We start from the raw sequence: 19,667 nt of genomic DNA on the forward strand, positions 1-19,667 counted from the left end.
AACTTCACTCCGCAGAAACAGGTTTAACGCCGGCAGCAACCAGGGCGACTTCAAATTTATCCAGGAAAATACCCAGCTCTTCATTGCTGATCAGCAGCGAAGGCAGCAGGCGCAGCACGCAGCCGTGACGGCCGCCGCGCTCCAGGATCAGGCCAGCTTCAAAGCATTTCTTCTGCAACAGCGCGGAAAGCTCGCCGTCGGCTGGGTAGCAACCCATATGATCCTGCGGCTCGTTCGGCTTGACGATCTCAATACCCAGCATCAGGCCCAGGCCGCGCACGTGGCCGATGACCGGATAGCGCTTCTGCATCTCTGCCAGTTTCGCTTTCAGCCATTCGCCCTGTTCGGCAACTTTATCGGCGATATTGTTGTCTTTCAGGTGACGCAGGGTGGTCAGGCCGGTTGCCATCGCCAGCTGGTTGCCGCGGAAGGTGCCGGTGTGGTGGCCAGGTGCCCAGGCGTCGAACTGCTTTTTGATGCCCAGCACGGCCAGCGGCAGACCGCCGCCTACGGCTTTGGACATGACAATGATGTCCGGCTCGATGCCCGCGTGCTCGAAGGCGAAGAACTTACCGGTACGCGCGAAGCCAGCCTGCACTTCGTCCAGGATCAGCAGAATGCCGTGTTCCTGGGTCACTTTACGGATGCGCTGCAGCCACTCGACCGGAGCCGGGTTCACGCCGCCTTCGCCCTGAACCGCTTCCAGGATCACCGCCGCAGGTTTGCGCACGCCGCTTTCCACGTCGTTAATCAGGTTTTCAAAGTAGTAAGCCAGCGCCTGCTCGCCCGCCTTGCCGCCGATACCCAGCGGGCAGCGGTACAGATGCGGATAAGGCATAAACTGCACTTCCGGCATCATGCCGTTAACGGCTTCTTTCGGTGACAGGTTGCCCGTTACCGCCAGCGCGCCGTGGGTCATGCCGTGGTAGCCGCCGGAGAAGCTGATCACGCCGGTACGGCCGGTGTATTTTTTCGCCAGCTTCAGCGCGGCTTCAACGGCGTCAGCGCCGGAAGGGCCGGTAAACTGCAGGCAGTATTCTTTGCCCTGGCCCGGCAGTAAAGAGAGCAGGTAGGCAGAAAATTCATCTTTCAACGGCGTCGTCAAATCGAGCGTATGTAACGGCAAGCCACTGGTAATGACATTTTGGATGCTCTGCAGCATATCAGGATGGTTGTGGCCAAGCGCCAGCGTACCTGCACCGGCAAGACAATCAAGATATTGATTATTCTCAACATCTGTAATCCAGACTCCCTGTGCTTTAGCAATGGCGAACGGCAGCTTGCGCGGATAGCTCCGCACGTTCGATTCATATTCAGCCTGACGGGCTAAAAACGCTTCATTGTTTCCTGATGAATTCGCACCAAAATTATCAATACGGACTTTATCCGTCATCATATCTCTCCTACAACCAGGGTTATAAATAACGCCGTAGTTGAAAAATAAATTAAAAGTGTGAGCGCTGTAAAAAAGCGCGGCCAATATAGGACTTTTCAGCCCCCGACTCAATCATTAATTTTGTTAAGATTACTTTAAGTTTTTCCTATAGTAATCAATATGTTGTTGGTTTTCTGACCCATTATCAGCCCGATGCTTTATTAACATCTCTACAACAAAGCACAAAAAAGGCCTTTTTGAACGCTTTGTGGCGCGCAAAAGGCGAGCAAGGCGTTGCTCTACCGGGGCAAAAACCGCTTTAACGGCCAACGAGCTGACATTTACCCGCGTGCTTAATAAGCGCAGCGGCAATAAAACCCGCTTACCCCTGGGCTTATTAAGCGCAGCGGCCGTAACGCGCCGCTTCGTTTATAAATGCCCTGAGGAAAGTCTTAAACAAAATAGAAGCAGACGGCTTAACCTGCTGTTTTTAATTATAGAGCAAGCAAAGCCTGCGCGATAATGAAACAATTTTCTCGCTCTGAGCTAAATCATAGGCTGTACTCAAATTAAATAACGCGGGCTTACAATTTGAAACGGGAGTGCGGAAATGAGCAATCTGTTAAATATCAACGCTGAGGAGATCCTTACCCTTTTCCGCAAACATTTTCCGCATCTGCCGGAGGATATGGAGAGCAGCGTTAACGCAATTTTAGTTACCGAGCCGCCTCAGGAGGTCAATGCCGAAGTCACGCTTTCAGGGCAGGGTGAAGAGCATCTTATTCACTGTCAGATTATTGAAGGCTATAGCAACACCTGCACCGGCAAGGCCGCTCCGGCTATTTTCCCCTTGCAGCTTGCCAGCACCGGCACGCTCAGCAGCGCGGACTATGCCTTGCTGTTCCGGGATACGGCCCATTTTTACCTGGCCGCCAGCCTGGCGCTGACCGGAATTTTGTTTTATGACGCCGAAAAACAGCAGCTGCTGGGACTTTATACGGGATCGGCCATCGCTTCTGACGACAGCGTATCGTTTCTGCTGGCAGGCGGCTGGCACTCGAAAACGATGGACTGACGAACGGGGCCGTGACGGCCGGATTGTGGAAGGAGACTGTCGTACATCTGCTTACAGGTAATTACGCAAATCTGACAAAATGCTGTAGCGCCGTGTCAATTTCTGTTAATTTGTGGCACTGCTTTTTACGATACAGGCATTATTACCGTGATTTACGACTGCTTTTTATACTATGACGAAGATATGCTGCTGGAAATCCGGCTTAATACGCTCCATAAACACGTAGATAAGTTTGTCGTCGTTGAGTCGCTTTATACGTTTACGGGCAAGAAACGTGAACGTCTGCATTTTGATATCGAAAAATTTGCGGCCTTCAGGGATCAAATTATTTATGTTGTTAACGATCGCGTGCCGGTTATTTATCAGCAGGCTTTTTATTCCAACAGTTCTCTGGTCAACGCAGGGGAGACCGATCCCTGGCAAAACGAAAGCCATGCGCGTAACGCAATTATGCAAGGCCTGACGGACGCGCGGGATGACGATATCATTATCATATCCGATGTGGATGAGATCCCCCATCCTCAGGCGCTGGCGCAGTTCAGCCACAGGCACCTTTGCACCACGCTCTATCAGCATTTCTATAATTTTAAATTTAATTTGCAGGTCATGAACGAAGACGGGACGCCGCGCCTGTGCAAGCTGCCTAAAATGGTGACCTATAAAAACCTGAAAGGCTTTTTTCACGGCCAGCCCGAGCTGCTGCGCAACGTGAAGCGTAAAGGTACGCCGATTAGGGACAGCTGGCTACGCTGGAACCTGCTGAAATTTCGCACCAAAATCGTTCAGCGGGGTGGCTGGCATTTCTCCTGGGTGATGACGGATGAACGCATCAGCGAAAAGATGTCGACTATTTCTCATATTGAGCACGATCGGCCGGAATTTAATAATCCCGACCATATTCGCCGCTGCGTCGAGAACAATATCGACATCTGGAACCGCCCGCGCAAAATGAAGATAGTGCCGGTCGATAACGAGCATTTGCCGGGCTGGCTGGTGGCTAACAAAGCGCGCTTTCAGGCGTTTTTGAAAGAGTAGCGCGCTCCGTGACCACCGGCGCTCTGCCTATGCTTCGCCGCCATATTGCTCATCGGTGACTTTTTCGAGCCACTCCACAACTTTGCCATCCTGCGCTTCCTGGATCGCGATATGGGTCAGCGCGGTTTTGGCGCTGGCGCCATGCCAGTGCTTCTCAAACGGTGGGATCCATACCACGTCGCCGGGACGGATTTCACGCGCCGGTTCGCCCCAGGTCTGCACATAGCCAAAGCCTGCGGTTACGATCAGCGTCTGGCCCAGCGGGTGCGTATGCCAGGCGGTACGGGCGCCTGGTTCAAAGGTGACGCTGCCGCCGCTGGCGCGTGCGGGTTCGTTGGCAGGAAAAAGCGGATCGACGCGCACGGTGCCGGTAAACCAATCTTCAGGGCCTGCATAAGAAGCCTGAGAACCGCATTGATAGATATCAGTCATTATTTTTTCCTTGCAGATGAAAGGCCGACTGCGCCGCAGAACAAGCGAAGAGGGCGGACGAAATGAGATTAACGATAAGCGTAGCGCAAAACGAAGGCGAGAATAAGCTGACTGAACCGAATAAGCTAATGAGTGGCGCTCATGAATAGAAATAATCAATTAATTATTAAGGCTTTATTCTTGTCCTGATCTTTATCGTAAAGCCAGATGCTGATTTTTGCAGTTATTTGCCACGAGAAGTTAAAGGTAACTATGGTTTCCAACCTGAATATTATTTTTTAAAAACGCTGACGGGTGGGATAAATAAATGCTCTGAATAATCAAAATCGGTGGGTAAAGTGTTCAGCGCTACGCAGCGAATAACCTGCTACAGCGCAAGAAATGTTCCATCAGCTGAACCATTAAGAGGCTTTTTTAGTACGTTACAGCGATCTGGCCTATAGCGTTTTGTCATTACTATAGTCTGTAGGGTAAAACGTAAATTGGGATGCCATATAATCCTTTATTATGAGAGGCTTATAAGGTAACAGTACCTCGCTTAAAATAAGCCAAAGCAGAAAGGCTCTTCTTAAAACAGTGCGGCAGCAAGGGCGGAACAGCCTGCGCCATGCCGCCCAACAAGAAACGCCGTTTAGCTATGCATCGCAAGGCCTTTAATCGCTTTATCGACCGCTTTCTTAGGGCCGCGAATCGCCAGCCCCACTAAATTAAGATTGTCCGGGTCTTCTGCCTGAAAAGCTTGTCGGTTGGCCTCGTCGTGACCGGTCGAAAACATCGCCTGGACGTAAGGGATCAGCGTCAGCTCGCGCGCCAGTCCTTTGCAATGCGCAGCCTGTAAACCGGCGAGATCGGCGGCAAACACCAGCATCGGCTGCCCGGCCATACAACCGTAGCGCTGGCCTTTAGCGTCTATATAAGGTTCGCCCCGAATTTCCGGCGCGGCGTAAGCGATACCGCTGGCTAAAAAGGCCGTTACGTTCAGTCGCTGCCAGATGGCAAGATCCTCGCGCACAATCAGTGCGATTTTACTGTCAAACATGCTGCTCTCCGCTGAGTAAGTCAGCTTTTATCTTCAGCGGAGAGAGGACTGGCGGTATAGAACATTTGTGCACTGCTGCTGGTAAGCCGCAGGCGTAATGCGGTAAGCGCGACGGAACCAGCGGCCAAGATGACTTTGATCGGCGAAGCCCACCTGCGCGGCCGCCTGCGCCGGGTGGCATCCCTGCGCCAGCAGCGCGCGTGCGGTTTTCAGCCGTAGCCTGACCAGATAAGCGTGCGGCGACTGGCCGAACGCCTGCTTAAACTGGCGCGTCAGGCGAAAACGATCCAGGCCAACGGCAAGCGCTACATCGTCCAGTCCAATATCGCTGGTCATTGACTCATGCAGAAAATCCCTGACGCGCAGCATGCCGCACAGATCCTGCGCCGCAGAAGGGCGGCCGTGCAGATGACGCGACAGAAGATCCACCAGCCGATCGAGATTTTGATCGCGGGCGAGCCTGCCTTCGGCGCCATGAATAGTGCTGAAAGCCTGCTGGATCGTCAGGTTGAGCCGATCGTCCTGCATCAGGGTTGAGCGAAAAGCCGCTTCCAGCGCGGAAATCTCGCCCAGGCCGCGCCGCTGGAGCTGAGTATTCAGCCAGCTTTGCGGCAGATAAAGCATGCTGTAGGTAAAGCCTTCCGGATTTGGGGCGTGGCCGTCATGTACCGCGCCCGGCTCAATCAGCATAATCTGTCCCGGCGTGCTGGTATGCAGCCTGCGGTGACAGTTAAAACGCTGTACGCCCATATGCGTTACGCCGACCAGCATCTCGTCATGATCGTGCGGATCGTAGGCGTGCCCGCAAAAATGGGCGTGAACGCTTTCGATGCCGGTTTCATTATCCCGGCGCAAAGTCAGCCAGTCGCCGGTAAGAGAGTTTGACATGGATGCTTTTTCGCCTGTACACCGCTCAGCGGCTAAATAATTCAGGCGAGTAAACTAGCATCCACGCCAGCCGCGGCGCAAGGTGGCCTCAATAAGACGCAATCCTTATCGAAGCCGTTGCCGGGTGGCCGCAGAAAAAGTAAAACCGCACAAAAGGCGATAATTGATCTGGCGTAAATTTCGCCATTTTCCCGTTTTTTTCAGGTGATTTAAGCCGTTTTTGAACAGGTTTACCTGCTAAATCATTTAGTTAAGTCATTAATAATTTGTAGTACTAATTGACGGGCAGCGGCATCCGCCTTCTGGCAGGATACGCATCCACGCAATGTGCATCCGGTTCAATAATTTCCATGAAGTGGTTTACCCAAAACGCGGTACTCTTCTCCGCTAAAACCTGTCTGGCCGCCTTTCTGGCACTTTATATTTCGCTTGAACTTAATTTTGAAAAACCAGCCTGGTCGTTAACGACGGTCTTTGTGGCTTCACAGCTCTATTCCGCTGCCACCATCTCCAAGTCGATCTTTCGCCTGTTGGGCACGCTGCTGGGCGGGCTGTTTATTTTCCTGATTTACCCGGAAACCGTGCAGTATCCGCTGCTGTTCAGCCTGTGCGTCTCGCTGTGGGTCGCCGTCTGCCTCTATCTCTCGCTGCACGACCGCACGCCAAAAAGCTATATCTTTATGCTGGCAGGCTACAGCGCCGCCATTATGGGATTTCCCGGCGTGGTGTCGCCGCTCTCCATCAGCGATATCGTTATTTCGCGCATTGAGGAGATTACGCTGGCGATTATCTGTAGCAGCCTGGTGCACCAGCTGATCCTTCCGGTTTCCATGCGCAGCCTGCTGGAGCAGAGCGTCAGCGTCTGGTATCTGAACGCGCAGAAGCTGTGCCACGAGCTGATTACGGTCAGGCCAAAAGATAAGTCGCTGGAGCGGGAGGATATTCTGATCCAGATGGCAAACTATCCGACCAACGTGGAAACGCTGATTGTGCATTGCGTTTATGAAGGCGATGCGGCACGCAAACTAATCCGGCTGGTCAGCGTGCAGTACCAGCACCTGTCGTACCTGATCCCTACGCTGACCGCTATCGAAGCGCGGCTGAGCATTCTGGCCGAACAGCAAATCCGCTTTCCGCAGGAGGTCACGGACGTCTTTGCCGATTTTGTCGGCTGGCTTAATCGTGGCGAGATTGCAGAGACGGCGCAAATGCAGCAGCAGCTTGCCGCGACCCAGACGGCGCTGAAACAGCAGTGGCGGAGCGGGGCGCTCGCCACGGAGGAGAGCATTTTGCTGATGGGCCTGCTGGAACGGCTGGCGGATTTTGTACGCATCGCAGGCGCCTATCAGAGCGTCAGCGTGCTGGTCAGCGATCTCTCCGGCGACACCAGCCTGGCGAAGGAGACGCGAGCGGAGCGCCATATTGATAACGGCCTGCTGCTGCTTTCGGCCGCCACGGCTTTTCTGGCGACCTTTATTTCCAGCCTGTTCTGGATCGGCAGCGGCTGGGCCGACGGCGCGACGGCGCCGATGATGGCGGCGATTGTGGCGTCGTTCTTCGCCAGCATGGATACGCCGCTGGTGCCGATGAAAAGGTTTATCAAAGGCGTGTTTATCGCGCTGGCGATCAGCCTGTTCTACGTGGCCTTTTTGATCCCGCAGGCAACCACCTTCGAGGCGCTGCTGCTGATCCTGACGCCAGGGCTGCTGCTGCTGGGGCTGGTTATTGCCCGTCCCTCGACCAATCTGATCGGCATCAGCGTGGCGACGCAGATCCCGGCGTTTTTAGGCATGACTCACCACTTCACGCCAAATCTCACCGGCCTGATCAATACGGCCATCTCCTCGATGGTCGGCATTATCGTGGCGGTGACCATTACGGCGCTGATCCGCAACAAGCGGCCTTCATGGACCGCCAAACGCACGCTGCGCAAAGGGCTGAGCGATTTGCTGCGGCTGGTGAAAGAGATTGAGCGCAACGGATCTTCGCTGCTGGCGCGGCAGCACTTTGTGGTGCGGATGCTGGATCGGGTCAATATTATCCTGCCGCGTATGCGTCTGGATCCGCATCCCGATCTGGTTTCTGGCGGCAATCTGCTGACGGAAGCCTGGCTGGGCGCTAACTGCTATGACTACTATGCCCGCCATCGCGAGCTGCTGGAAAGCTATCGCATTGACAGCGGCCAGATGTTTCACGAGCTGGCGCTGTTTTTAAAGCGGCGCATGAAATCGTTACAGACGCAGCCGCATCAGCATTTGCTGGAGGAGCTGGATCTGCTGTTGCTGAAGCTGGAAGCGTTGGCGGGCAAAGACGAGGCCGTGTTTGCGCCGCTGTTTTATCTGTTTAACGTTCGCCTGTCGCTTTTTCCGGGTCAGCGCTGGCCCGATATCGCCTTATTGAAAACTATCCGGCGCTGAGCGCGCGTTGGCCCGCCGCCAGATAAGTCTGCATCTCTTCTTCCGGCACCATGCCGCCGCCCGTGGCCCAGACCAGATGCGTGGCGCGGGCCATCGTCTCTGCATTAAGGCGATGCTGTGCCAGATAGTGGGCGCTCAGGCGTTGCGGCCCGGCCATTCCGGCCAGCGCGGAAGGTTCAAGGCGTAGATTTTCCGTGGCGGCCAGCGCGGCCAGCAGCTGGTACATCCTCTTATCGCTGAGCGTATAGCAGCCGTCGATCAGCTGCGCCATCGCCCGGCCGACAAAACCAGAAGGACGGCCGACCGCCAGGCCATCCGCCGCCGTTTTATTATCAAGCCCGATATCCGCGACGGCGACGGCCTCGTGCAGCCCGGTGCTCATCCCCAGCAGCATGCAGGGCGAATGCGTCGGTTCGGCAAAGAAGCAGTGCACGTCATCGCCAAAGGCAAGCTTCAGGCCAAAGGCCACGCCGCCCGGCCCGCCGCCCACGCCGCAGGGCAGATAAACAAACAGCGGGTGCGCGGCATCCACCGTTCTGCCTGCTGCCTCAAGCTGCGCGCGCAGGCGCAACCCCGCCACGGCGTAGCCCAGAAACAGCGTGCGGGAATTTTCATCATCGATAAAAAAACAGTGCGGATCCTGTTCCGCCTCGCGACGTCCCTGCGCCACGGCCACGCCGTAGTCTTCCGCGTATTCCACCACTTTTACGCCGTGCGAGCGCAACTTCTCTTTTTTCCACGCGCGGGCGTCGGCAGACATATGCACCGTGACGTCAAAACCCAGCGCGGCGCTGATAATGCCGATAGAAAGGCCGAGGTTGCCGGTTGAGCCTACGGCAATACGCTGCTGGCTGAAGAATGCCCGCAGGCGCGGCGACAGCAGGATGCGGTAATCCGCCTCGGTCGTCAGCAGGCCTGCGGTTATCGCCAGCCGTTCCGCGTGGGCAAGCACTTCATAAATACCGCCGCGTGCCTTAATAGAGCCGGAAACGGGCAGGTGGCTGTCTTTTTTCAGCCACAGTGCGCCAGGGATAGCGCCGTTTTCGGCCGCCAGCCATTGCTGCATGGCGGGGATAGCGATGACCGGCGATTCGATAATGCCGCCCGCCGTAGCGGTTTCCGGAAAGGCCTGCGCTAAAAGCGGCGCAAAGCGCTGGAGCCTGGCTTCGGCCTCTTGCGCATCCTGCCTGCTCAGGCCGACCTGCTTCAGGCCTTCTTCCACGCGGGCAAGATGGGGATTAAACCAGGTGGTGGCTTCCAGCGTCTGCAGCTGGCGGACAACGGGGTGTTGCAGAAGGCTATCTGACATGGCGGCTTGTCGCTCGGCAAAAAAAGAGGGCGCGCGACAGGCCGGACTCACCGACGCGCAGGGTGTCGGTGAGTGTAGCTTTCTCTTTCCTGATGGGAAAGGGCGGCCGTTAGTATTCGTCTTCCTTGATATTGGCAACGGGCGCCAGAACCGTTTCAGCCAGCGGGCGCAGCGCCTGGCCCTGCTGGACGCGCTGCGGCCAGTCGTGGTTAGCCAGCGCGGCCTTGCCAATGGCGACAAAATCCGCATTAGCGAGCAGCTGCTCTTCAGCCCGTTCGCCGTCGTCCAGCCCGCCGTTGGCGATAATGACCGTATCCGGCGCGCCGACGCGTGCCAGCTCAACCAGCGAGCGATCGTTATTTTCAAATGCCGGCAGCCAGGCTTTGTATTCGGTGATATGGATATAATCGACGCCCGCTTCCTGCAACAGGGCAAATACTTTTAGCGCGCCCGCTTCGCCTTCCTGCCATTTGTGCTGGAAGTCGTTGACCTTACCCTGAGAAATACGCACGCCCAGCATCGCCTCGCGGCCAATTTTGTTGCGTACCGCGCGGATAACTTCCAGCGTCAGGCGCAGGCGATTTTCGATCGAACCGCCCCAGGCATCTTCACGCTGATTCTGATAGTCGGTAAAAAACTGATCGAGCAGGTAGCCGTTAGCGGCATGAATTTCCACGCCGTCGAAGCCGGCCCGCGTGATGGCACGTTCCGCGCTGTTGGCAAAGCTGGCGATGACCTCCTCAATTTGCTGTGCGGTCATCGCTTCCGGTACGGCGTAATCGCCTTTGCCGTGATAAAAAGCCAGCTGCTGGCCGCGCGGTTTGATAGCGGACGGGCCGATGGTGGTGGTGCGGTGAATATTCGCCTGGGAAAGCGCACCGCCGTGGATCAGCTGAGCGATAACCACCGAACCCGCTGCTTTTACCGCATCCGTAACCTTGCGCCATCCGGCTACCTGCTCGTCGCTGACGATGCCGGGCTGGTAAGCATAGGTCTGCGACCAGGCGCTATCGATATAGAGGCCTTCGGTGATGACGCCGCCGAAGCCGCCCTGCGCGAAGCTGGCGTAGTAGCGCTGTACAATCTCGCCGGGCACGCCCGTTTCAGAAGCGGAGATACGCGTCATCGGCGCGACGAGCGCCCGGTTTTTAAAAGCGATGCGGGCGATCTGACCCGCTTTAAACAGTAAAGGATGCATAATAGTTCCTGAAGATAAATGAATACAGGATCCAGTATAATGAACGCGATGCAACGGCAGAACCGCCGCAAACTGACTAGATGAATAACGGAAACCGTTATAATGAACCTGAAAGACGTTGAGGTTTTCTGCGCGATCGTAGCCGTGGGCAACCTGACCAGGGCCGCCCGAACGCTGGGATCGACCGCCATGACCGTTTCCCGCCGTCTGGCGCTGCTGGAAAGCGAGCTGGGCGTCAGGCTGCTGCAACGCACCACGCGCGCCGTCTCGTTGACCAGCGAGGGCGAAGAGTTTTTGCCCTATGCGCGGGCGATGGTTGAAGCAGAGCAGACGGCGAAAAATATGTTCAGCGCCGGGGCGACGGGCGCTTTCGGGCTGCTGCGCGTGACCGCGCCGTCCGGCTTTGGCAGGCGCAACGTTTTGCCACTGCTGCCTGAACTGATGGCCGCTAATCCGCAAATGAAGGTCGAGCTGAATTTAAGCGAAGATGCCGTCGATATCGTGGCGCAGGGCTATGACATCGCCATCCGCATCGCGCCGCTGCGGGATTCCCGGCTGGTGGCGCACAGGCTGGCGGATAACCCCAGAGTCCTTTGCGCCTCTCCGGCCTATTTGCAGCGTAACGGTGCACCAAAGCAGCTGGCGGATCTGAAAAACCACGCCTGCCTGCGGCTGTCCGCGCTGCCGTGGTGGCTGTTTGAAAATCAGGGCGGCGCGGTCAGCTACACGCCGGATGCCCGTTTCAGCTGTAGCAGCGTGGAAGGCGTGAGGGAAATGTGCGTGGCCGGGGCGGGCATTGCGCAGCTGACCGCGCTGGACATTCGGGAAGAAGCGGCGCGAGGCGAGCTGGTGCCGCTGATGCTCGAGGATATGGCGATGCCCGCGCTGGCCGTCTGGGCGCTGCTGCCGACGCGGCGCTATACGCCGCGCAGAGTGACCGCCTTTCTGGCGGTGTTAAAACAATCGCTTGGCTGAGAACGGACTATGGTTAAGGTTCCGGATCGCAGGTCACAGAACGCAGGTGCAGGCCGTGCCGATCTGTCCCTTTATACGCTTTTTTGCGGAGAAAAAATGAAGCCAGTTCTGTTTGCTCTTTTGACGATCGTCACCGCCAGCGCATCGGCCAGCAACATAGTGATCAATCAGCGCGTTCCCGCTGCCGGCGTGGCCGTACAGGGTGAGCTAATCTGGCAGCAGCAGCAAATTTCTGCACGGCCCTGGAACAGCGCCCAGCTTGGTGGCAAAGTACGGGTGCTGCTGCATATGGCCGGAAGAATTTCGGCTAAAGATCAGAACGCCGCATTGATTGACGCGTTGAGCAAGGCGAACCTGCCGCACGATCGCTACCAGACCACCACCATTGTTAACACCGACGACGCCATTCCGGGCAGCGCGGTATTTGTCCGTGCCAGCCTGAAATCCGCAAAGGAGGCGTCGCCCTGGTCGCAGTTTATTATTGATGCTAACGGCGCGGTCAGGCGAGCCTGGCAGCTAAAAGCGGGCGGCTCGGCAGTCATGGTGCTGGACAGCGAAGGGCGGGTGCGTTTTGCCCGCGAGGGCGCACTGACGCCCGCCGAAAACCAGCAGGTGTTAGCGCTGCTGAAAAGTTTGCTGGAGCCGCAGACTTCCTGAGCCTTCTTGCCCGCTTTTGAGAGCGTTCGCGCAGAGTGAAAAACGGCCGCAACAGACAGCTTGAAGTAGCCTGTTAAGCGCGGTAGCCTGCCTGCATCGAATATAAATCTCTTTTTATGACAGGTAACATCGGCAATGGCTTTGATCCCCAAAAACTACGCGCGGCTGGAAAGCGGCTACCGCGAGAAAGCATTAAAAATCTACCCGTGGGTATGTGGACGCTGCTCGCGAGAGTTTGTTTACTCAAACCTGCGTGAACTCACCGTCCATCATATCGATCATGACCATACCAATAATCCGGCAGACGGCAGCAACTGGGAATTATTGTGCCTGTATTGTCACGATCACGAACACTCAAAATACACTGAGGCTGACCAGTACGGTACCAGCGTTGTGGCGGGGGAAGACGCGCAAGACGATGTGGGCGCCGCCACCTATAGCCCTTTCGCCGATTTAAAATCGCTGCTTAACAAGAAGAAATAGCGCCAGAAATGTCCGCTTCCTGCTCAGGGCAGCCGCTATGCGAGACGCCGGTCTGCTTTGCGCAATAAACGGATGTTGCAGTGCAGTTAAGCAGGGCAGGCCCGGCGCGCGGCCACCCGCAAGTCACCATAGCCAGCAACCACGGAAGACAGCACTTTTCCCCCGCCGTTGCTGGCTGCTCGCGCTTTACTTTATTTTTGCTGTTCGCTTTCGCCAATGACTTTGTTAATGGCTTCGGTTCCACACCGATCGTCGGACTCGGCGCCGCCGGTTCCCGCCATGCCGATAGCGCCAATCCACTGGCCGCGATATTTAATCGGTACGCCGCCGCCCAGCAGCAATAGCTCGTTAACGGTGTTCAGGTTAACGGTATCCGGCGAGGATTGAGCTTTACGGGTAAACTCTTTTGTTGGCGTTTTGGTAGACAGCGCCGTGAAGGCTTTGCGCCAGGCGGCCTGCGTATTATGCGGCCCCACGTTATCATCTCTCATCAGCGAAACCAGGTTTCCGCCACGATCCACGACGGCCACCACGCCCTGGCGATTCATACCGTGACATACGGACAGCGCTTCCGTGGCCAGCTTACTGCTGAGTTCCTGCGTCATGTCATAGACGGCTGCTGGCCCGGTAGCCAGAGCCATGCCTGGCGTCGTAGCGAGCGCAAGGGCAATCATAAAATGTTTCATTTGTGCTCAGCTCCCCCGATACCGCTTAACGGTTTTTTACTGGCAGTGAGAGGCAGGGCAGCGACAGACCTTTTCATGTTAATTCTCCTGTATTAATCACCCTGCTGTTATACCCGCGTGGCTGTCGTCATTACCTGTCAGAAAGATGACCATATTGTCATCTGGCGCGCCGCGGCCGCCTGGTGCTGGTGCTGGCGTAAGCCCCGGCAGAAGAGAGCGCAGGGTACGCGGACACCGGCAACGCCCGCAGTTTGCCGTTAACTGAAGACGCCGTTTTAACCATTAAAAATGGGTTTGCGCATAATGCGTATATAAGTCAATCAGTTGCAGAATAAAATATCCGCGCTACAGTTGATCTTTCCCGGTTTTGCCCTTATCGCACGCTGAGCGGTGCTGATAAGCCAGATGAACTCACGTTTAAGATGAAACCATCCACCTGAATGGAGAGAACAGATGAAGAAAAAATTGATGCTCACGGCTTTGCTTGCCGCACTAAGCAGCGGCGTCGCGGCCGCTGAAGGCGGATTTAAGACGGGAGAAAAGGCTCCGCCGCCTGAAAAGGAAGATGCGGCACAGAAAGGCACAGAGGACACGCGCGCCACGAAAGCAAACCTGATCCGGGATTTCAGACAGGGCGGCTACACAACGCTTGAGGGATATATTGTCAAGGAGCAAAGACCGGGCAGCTATCTTTTTCGTGATGCCAGCGACGAGGTTCGGCTACAGGCTTCTGCCGATGCTTTTCTCGGCAAAACCTATCAGGCTGATGACAAGGTTCGCGTCAGCGGTCGCGTTTATGGCAGAGCGGATAACGCCTTTATGAAAGTGACCCGGATCGAAAAACCCTGAACGGCGCAACAGAGCCGGCGCCCCCGTTTCTTTATAGCGTCGGCATCATTTTCCTTTATAAAAGCGGGAATGTATCAAGCCAGTTATGACGCCTGCTTTTTGAGCAGGGCGCAGTCATAACGTATGAGGAGCTGCATAACCGGCAGGCACAGGGCATAACGCGCTTTTCAGGGCTGATCGCTACGCAAGCCTGCTACGCCCTGACGCGGGCGTCTGCTTCTGGCGCAAAACAGAAGCAGCGCGCGGCCGCAGGCGGCTTTCTACTTAAGTTGGGCTTTAACGGCGGCCGTCTTGACGTTTAAGGCATAGCGGGCGTCGGCGTCTTCTACCGCTTTGATGCGGGTAGAGATATCGTTCAGCACGATCCTGGCAGCACTCAGAGCGATCGCGCCGCTCCGGTAGTCCTGCAACAGCTTGTCCAGCTCGACGTCAAGCTGTTGAGCCAGGTCAGGCTGCGCCGCATCAGGCGCTTCGCCTACATAGAACTCATAGATGCGCAGTGCGGAGCGGTCGCCGGCAGGTTCTGTGTCAGCGCCCTGGTCGATCTGATTGTACACGCCAACATGCGGAACGTGTGGGCGAGCTAATCGTCCGGCAGTGAGCGTAAACTCTTTACGGCTGGCAGATTCGCCATGTCCACAAACCACGGTGAGCTTGTTCCCTCTGATGCGGTATTCCAGCTCCAGAAGCGCCGGGGTTGCGCCGACGTTGACGAGTTTGACTTTGTCGGGGTCTTTGGTTTCGTCATAGTCCCGCACGCCTACCTTGATCTCGCCATTGTCGTAGAAGCCCTTGATGGTAGGGTCATTGCCGTCGTCACAGTGTAGTTGCAGCACTACTACGTCACCGTCGTAGTTTACGGCCAGCAGCTCGCCCTTCAGGCGGATGAGCAGTTCGGTGTAGTCCTTCAGGAAGATCGGCGCCGGGAACTTGAACTCGGTGCGAGTGCGCTTCACGGAGCCGGTAGTGGCGCCAGTTGTAGGTGCGATCACGTCGAAGTAATCCGCGCCGCGTCGGATCAGACCTTTGGCTTCCAGATCGGCCAGCACCGATTCGACAAGCTCAGCGGACTTGAAAGTCCGGGCGGTACTGGCGCCGGGCTTTTTCAAAGGGGTAGTCAGATCCAGTTTGAGCAGGGTATCCAGTGGTTCAGTCATGCTTACTCCGTGTTAACAAAATGCGTGAGGGATAAAAACGCTGTTTCTTATTTGGATAAATGAAATAGGTTAATTAAGCGCTTATCGGAATATAGCACCCTTTCTTCTTTTGCTCTGAGGGCAGGGATGTTTTGAGCGCAATCACCCATCGCTCGCGCCTGGGATCACGCCGTGTAAATTATTTTTTACGGGGGTTAAGCGTCTATCATTCGTCAGGAGGTGACAGTAAAGACTGGTCTTTAATAGAATGGCAGTAGTTAATGCTATTAAATTAATTTATGGTAATGAATTAATCTGGATTAAATACTACTAAGGACTTATAGAATGATCAGAACCCCTACGCTGGCTGTATGTTTGCTGATAACCGCCGGTTGCCTTTCAGCCAGCGCTTTCGCTCAGCAACAGTCTTCAGATAATCTTGCCCCTTATCCCAAACCGGAAAAAGGCATAAGCCGACAAATAATACAGCTGCCAGAACGTAAACATGAAGAGTTATATAAAGTGGAACTGATGATTGGTCAGACACTGGAAGTTGACTGTAACCAGCATCTTCTCCTCGGTCAGCTGCAGAGCAAGACAGTTGATGGTTGGGGCTATGATTATTATGTCTATGAGGCAGCGAAATCGCCAGACTCCGGCGCAATGCACATCTCGACCAGAATGGCCTGCCCGGCAGGTAAAAAGGAAAAGAAATTTGTGCCCGCCAACCTCGGAGCGGATGGCATGTTGAGGTATAACAGTAAACTCCCCGTCGTGGTTTATACGCCAGAGAATATTGAGGTTAAATATCGTATCTGGAAAGCCGATGATAAAATCAACGCTGCCGAAGTGAGATAATTAACTTACGGGTAAACTCTCTTCCTCCAGATAATGTCACGACCGTTTGCCGCTTTTTCTTCTGCCAGCGGTCGGTGCCTGGCGTTGATTAACACCGAACGATATTACAACGGCCTGTCTGGCACAGGCAGCACAGGCAGCACAGGCAGCACAGGCAGCACAGGCAGCATAATCAGCAGCACGGATCGGGAGCAGGGCCGGACAGCATCACGAATAACAACCGTTTCAGCCTTTTCTCGTCCGCCCGGCCAGGATCCCAGTTTTATCTTGCAGCGAATTCAACCCGGCCCCTCACTTCCCGCTGCCAATAGCGGCACCAGCACGTCGCTGATGGGCGTAGGAATACCATGGGTGCGGCCATAGCGCATTATCACGCCGTTGCGGATTTCCCATTCCAGCGGGCGGTTAGCCTGTCGGTCCGCAAGGATTGAGGTGCCTAAATCCGCAGGAGCATGATGAAAACCGTCCACAATTTCCTGGGGAACGCTGTCGTTCAGAATAGCTCCTTCCGCGCGAGCTACCTTCAGACATTCACGCAGATAAGCCAGCGCCAGCTCGGTGATATCTCTGCGCGAGAACATCCCGGCACGACGATTAGCAAGCACCATCAGACCGGCTACCGCGTTCTGTAGCAGCTTACGCCAGGCGATGGAAATAAAATCGCTAGACAGATCAACGACGCAGCGGGTTGCGCTCAGGCTGGCCGCTACTCTTTTTGCCTGTGGGCTATCCGGCAGCGTCAGGCGCGGTTTGGCTCGCAGCCAGACGGAGAAATCCGGCTCTCGCTGGGCCGGGAACCATACTACTGCAGGCACTACAGTGGCACCGTTGACCCAGGGCTCCAGAAGGGTTTTCTGTTCCACGCCGTTTTGCAATGCGCATACCACCGTGTTTTCATCACAGAGTGCGGCCAGCCAGTCCGCACAGTCGGCTACCTGAGTAGTTTTTACCGCCACGAACACCAAATCGAACGGCTGATGGACGGAGGCGCTATCAGTTAATACCGGCCCCGGTACGACAGTTTCTCTTTCATCATCACGCAGAATTAATTGCGCATGCGCGCTGCGCCCGCAAAGTACTGGCGTGCGGTCTGCCTCATGTAGTACCGCTGCGAGGGTCGTACCGATAGCGCCAGGGCCAAGCAGGGCAATGCCAGGACGGTCAGCCATTTTATCTTCTCCCTTGTTCGTCAACGATCGGCGCGCCGATTACCATCGCTACGCACGCCAGGGTTTTCTCAGCATACGCGCTTTGTCGGAAAATGGATCGCCCGAGCCAGCGCCAAATCAATAAAAGCCCGTTAAACAACACGGGCATTTATTATCAGGCGGCGCTGTTATAGCTGGTGGAGGGGAGCAGGGTTTTACTTCCTTTCAGCGTAAACAGGGAAAGGACGGTAAAGCTTAAGGTGATTAACCCATGACTTAACCGTTATTGTTGAGTACGCAATATGAGCAGTCGCGATAAACTAAGCTTTATTTGAAATAACTTACCTGTAACTTCAATTCGGGGTGGCTGAATATTATTTCAGTCGGCAAGATTATTATCACATAGTATATCCTGGGCATTTAGTACGGTCTCCCGCTTATCGTTTAGCCGGGTTGCAGCATAAATATCGATGTTCAATTTCTGCGATTCATAGTCTGTTAGCGCGCGGTAGCAAAGCCCTTCCTGATTAAAGGTGCATTTGGACTGCGGCATCAGAGCAAACCCTTTTCCTCTTGCGATGTGAGTGAGCATAACGAGTGAATCGTCCGGCTCTTTCACTCTTTTTAATGGAGTTTTCAGTAGATCAAAATAACTTTCACATTTGTCGTAAAATGATGGGTTCGCGCTTCTTGCAAACCAGAAGAGCGGTAAATCACTGACGTCTTCGAGTGATACTTTTTGTTTCATACTGGCTGAGTGCATGGCTGGCATAGCCATCAGTAGGGGTTCACGGCAAACCCAGCGATACTGGACGGTATCTTCATGACCGATACCTTTTTCGCCCGTAAGCACGAGGTCAAGCGTATTTTTCGACAGGCACTGAAGCAGCTGCGCAGATGTCAGATTAGGCGTTTCAACGTCGTCTTTAGCATGCAGTTTAATAAGCTGCTTGCTGACGGGATCAATTAATTCAAAATTGAGCGTTCGGGTAAGGCCAATGCGCAGGCTCTCCTTCGAAGAAGGGGAATGTGTTTTCAGTTCATTAAGTTCCTGAAGGATCCTTTCTGCTTTTATTACCAATGCACGGCCAGCTTCCGTCAGGCTGACATCATGTGTACTGCGGCTGAATAGCTGCCTGTCCAGTACAGCTTCAAGGCGCTTAATCTGTCGGGTTAACGGCGGCTGGGTCATTTTGAGCCGTTCGGCAGCCCTGCGAAAGTTCAGCTCATGAGCAACAGCAAGAAAGCACTGGAGCTGTTTAACGCTGGGGAGGTTGTTGTTGATTAGGTGTCCTGCAGTGGCCATAGATTCCATCCTGTCAGTCAAAAAATTATTCTACACCCTTTTTATACAGCCAGATATAACACGAAACTCATATCACAAAAACGCGCCTTATAGCAATACAAAAACTATATTACACATTTAACAATTCCATTTGTGTCAAAGGCTGTTAGATTCCCCTCTAAATTAATCAAACATCATCAGGGAGATAAGAATGTCATCTAACTATGTGCTGGTGTCGCGCTTTCCGTTAAAAAATAATATTTATGATGATTTTTTCTCATCATTAAAAAGCACTAAAAGTACGCGCTATTTTCTTTGTGAAGAGCAGGGTGTGAATGAACTACTGGAACTCCGTTCGTTTAAAGATATTAAAGAAATCTCATGGACAGAAGAAGAAATGGAGTCAATGTTTTATCGCTTTGCTGACGTTCTTTCTGCAGATATTCGTAGGGAGCTTCTCAAGTTTGTTGAATCTCCTTTCGATAATAAAAAAGACCTCCCCGAAACAAAATATATTCAGCTGCGCCATGTTGAAGTTCCTGCGCATAATTATCAAAAATATCGGCAGTGGCGTGATGAAACCATTTTTAATGTCGTAAGGGATAATAAAGATAAGATTGAAGGCTTTGAAGCATTTCGCTCCTTTATTAGTGGCGTACCGGGTGTAATGTTTATCTCATCGTTTAACGGTGACAAAGAAGCCTATAAGGAAGTGTTTGCTAATGAAGATTACCAGAAAATCATCGAGCAAGCTGGCGATAACTACATTACCGGTGGCAAGGAAGGTCTTTACACCCGTATCTACCGAGCCTGTTGACGATA

The 19,667-nt window shown here is 54.3% G+C and carries 19 protein-coding genes; 9 read left to right on the top strand and 10 right to left on the bottom strand.

What is annotated here, in order from left to right:
- Nucleotides 1-4: 4 nt before the first annotated feature.
- The gene (locus tag ACVWZ0_RS10640; protein ID WP_253454320.1) at nucleotides 5-1,396 is read right to left on the bottom strand and encodes a diaminobutyrate--2-oxoglutarate transaminase; all 1,392 of its coding nucleotides are present in this window, start codon (nucleotides 1,394-1,396) and stop codon (nucleotides 5-7) included.
- Nucleotides 1,397-1,985: 589 nt separating this feature from the next.
- On the opposite strand from ACVWZ0_RS10640, the gene ACVWZ0_RS10645 reads away from it, so the two are divergent.
- Together ACVWZ0_RS10645 and ACVWZ0_RS10650 are read left to right on the top strand one after the other, a co-directional pair.
- The gene (locus ACVWZ0_RS10645; RefSeq protein WP_253454319.1) at nucleotides 1,986-2,450 is read left to right on the top strand and encodes a hypothetical protein; all 465 of its coding nucleotides are present in this window, start codon (nucleotides 1,986-1,988) and stop codon (nucleotides 2,448-2,450) included.
- Between the two features lie 147 nt (nucleotides 2,451-2,597).
- Complete coding sequence (locus ACVWZ0_RS10650; RefSeq protein ID WP_253454318.1) at nucleotides 2,598-3,485, top strand: glycosyltransferase family 17 protein; 888 nt, start codon at nucleotides 2,598-2,600, stop codon at nucleotides 3,483-3,485.
- Nucleotides 3,486-3,512: 27 nt separating this feature from the next.
- Here the strand turns inward: ACVWZ0_RS10650 and ACVWZ0_RS10655 are convergent, their stop codons facing one another.
- The 3 genes from ACVWZ0_RS10655 to ACVWZ0_RS10665 all read right to left on the bottom strand — a co-directional run bounded on the left by ACVWZ0_RS10655 (nucleotide 3,513) and on the right by ACVWZ0_RS10665 (nucleotide 5,844).
- Nucleotides 3,513-3,917: a (R)-mandelonitrile lyase gene (locus ACVWZ0_RS10655; RefSeq protein WP_253454317.1), complete on the bottom strand. Its 405-nt coding sequence runs from the start codon at nucleotides 3,915-3,917 to the stop codon at nucleotides 3,513-3,515.
- A 631-nt stretch (nucleotides 3,918-4,548) separates the two neighbouring features.
- Nucleotides 4,549-4,956, bottom strand: a complete 408-nt coding sequence (locus ACVWZ0_RS10660; RefSeq protein ID WP_125290061.1) for a DUF2000 family protein — start codon at nucleotides 4,954-4,956, stop codon at nucleotides 4,549-4,551.
- 33 nt (nucleotides 4,957-4,989) lie between these two features.
- Nucleotides 4,990-5,844, bottom strand: a complete 855-nt coding sequence (locus tag ACVWZ0_RS10665) for an AraC family transcriptional regulator (RefSeq protein ID WP_125290060.1) — start codon at nucleotides 5,842-5,844, stop codon at nucleotides 4,990-4,992.
- A gap of 350 nt (nucleotides 5,845-6,194) precedes the next feature.
- Between ACVWZ0_RS10665 and ACVWZ0_RS10670 the strand changes: the two genes are divergently transcribed.
- Nucleotides 6,195-8,261 carry an FUSC family protein gene (locus tag ACVWZ0_RS10670; RefSeq protein WP_253454316.1) on the top strand — a complete coding sequence of 689 codons (2,067 nt, stop codon included), beginning with the start codon at nucleotides 6,195-6,197 and terminating at the stop codon, nucleotides 8,259-8,261.
- Here the strand turns inward: ACVWZ0_RS10670 and ACVWZ0_RS10675 are convergent.
- Nucleotides 8,248-9,570: a D-serine ammonia-lyase gene (locus ACVWZ0_RS10675; RefSeq protein WP_253454315.1), complete on the bottom strand. Its 1,323-nt coding sequence runs from the start codon at nucleotides 9,568-9,570 to the stop codon at nucleotides 8,248-8,250. The two genes, ACVWZ0_RS10670 and ACVWZ0_RS10675, sit on opposite strands and share 14 nt — an antisense overlap.
- Before the next feature lie 109 nt (nucleotides 9,571-9,679).
- On the bottom strand, nucleotides 9,680-10,768 hold the full coding sequence (locus tag ACVWZ0_RS10680; protein ID WP_253454314.1) for an NADH:flavin oxidoreductase: 1,089 nt from the start codon (nucleotides 10,766-10,768) through the stop codon (nucleotides 9,680-9,682).
- Between the two features lie 102 nt (nucleotides 10,769-10,870).
- Here ACVWZ0_RS10680 and ACVWZ0_RS10685 point away from each other — a divergent pair, with 102 nt between their 5' ends.
- The 3 genes from ACVWZ0_RS10685 to yajD all read left to right on the top strand — a co-directional run bounded on the left by ACVWZ0_RS10685 (nucleotide 10,871) and on the right by yajD (nucleotide 12,883).
- Nucleotides 10,871-11,743, top strand: a complete 873-nt coding sequence (locus tag ACVWZ0_RS10685; RefSeq protein ID WP_253454313.1) for a LysR family transcriptional regulator — start codon at nucleotides 10,871-10,873, stop codon at nucleotides 11,741-11,743.
- Between the two features lie 96 nt (nucleotides 11,744-11,839).
- Nucleotides 11,840-12,400, top strand: a complete 561-nt coding sequence (locus ACVWZ0_RS10690) for a YtfJ family protein (RefSeq protein WP_253454312.1) — start codon at nucleotides 11,840-11,842, stop codon at nucleotides 12,398-12,400.
- 135 nt (nucleotides 12,401-12,535) lie between these two features.
- Entirely contained in the window at nucleotides 12,536-12,883 is a 348-nt protein-coding gene (yajD, locus tag ACVWZ0_RS10695; RefSeq protein ID WP_253454311.1) for an HNH nuclease YajD, read from the top strand.
- A 191-nt stretch (nucleotides 12,884-13,074) separates the two neighbouring features.
- Here yajD and ACVWZ0_RS10700 read toward each other — a convergent pair whose 3' ends face one another.
- On the bottom strand, nucleotides 13,075-13,569 hold the full coding sequence (locus tag ACVWZ0_RS10700) for a GlcG/HbpS family heme-binding protein (RefSeq protein ID WP_253454310.1): 495 nt from the start codon (nucleotides 13,567-13,569) through the stop codon (nucleotides 13,075-13,077).
- Nucleotides 13,570-14,022: 453 nt separating this feature from the next.
- Between ACVWZ0_RS10700 and ACVWZ0_RS10705 the strand changes: the two genes are divergently transcribed.
- Nucleotides 14,023-14,418: a YgiW/YdeI family stress tolerance OB fold protein gene (locus ACVWZ0_RS10705; RefSeq protein WP_253454309.1), complete on the top strand. Its 396-nt coding sequence runs from the start codon at nucleotides 14,023-14,025 to the stop codon at nucleotides 14,416-14,418.
- 260 nt (nucleotides 14,419-14,678) lie between these two features.
- Here the strand turns inward: ACVWZ0_RS10705 and ACVWZ0_RS10710 are convergent, their stop codons facing one another.
- Nucleotides 14,679-15,575 carry a polysaccharide lyase family 7 protein gene (locus ACVWZ0_RS10710; protein WP_253454308.1) on the bottom strand — a complete coding sequence of 299 codons (897 nt, stop codon included), beginning with the start codon at nucleotides 15,573-15,575 and terminating at the stop codon, nucleotides 14,679-14,681.
- Between the two features lie 324 nt (nucleotides 15,576-15,899).
- Here ACVWZ0_RS10710 and eco point away from each other — a divergent pair, with 324 nt between their 5' ends.
- Entirely contained in the window at nucleotides 15,900-16,412 is a 513-nt protein-coding gene (gene eco / locus ACVWZ0_RS10715; RefSeq protein WP_253454307.1) for a serine protease inhibitor ecotin, read from the top strand.
- Between the two features lie 278 nt (nucleotides 16,413-16,690).
- On the opposite strand, the gene ACVWZ0_RS10720 is transcribed toward eco, so the two are convergent.
- Nucleotides 16,691-17,581, bottom strand: coding sequence for an oxidoreductase (locus ACVWZ0_RS10720; RefSeq protein ID WP_253454306.1), 891 nt, complete (start codon nucleotides 17,579-17,581; stop codon nucleotides 16,691-16,693).
- 358 nt (nucleotides 17,582-17,939) lie between these two features.
- Nucleotides 17,940-18,866 (bottom strand): LysR family transcriptional regulator, encoded by a 927-nt coding sequence (locus tag ACVWZ0_RS10725; protein ID WP_253454305.1) that lies wholly within the window; start codon nucleotides 18,864-18,866, stop codon nucleotides 17,940-17,942.
- 190 nt (nucleotides 18,867-19,056) lie between these two features.
- On the opposite strand from ACVWZ0_RS10725, the gene ACVWZ0_RS10730 reads away from it, so the two are divergent.
- Nucleotides 19,057-19,662 carry a hypothetical protein gene (locus ACVWZ0_RS10730; protein ID WP_253454304.1) on the top strand — a complete coding sequence of 202 codons (606 nt, stop codon included), beginning with the start codon at nucleotides 19,057-19,059 and terminating at the stop codon, nucleotides 19,660-19,662.
- Nucleotides 19,663-19,667 lie beyond the last annotated feature (5 nt).

The organism is Erwinia sp. TECH1, assembly GCF_054057575.1.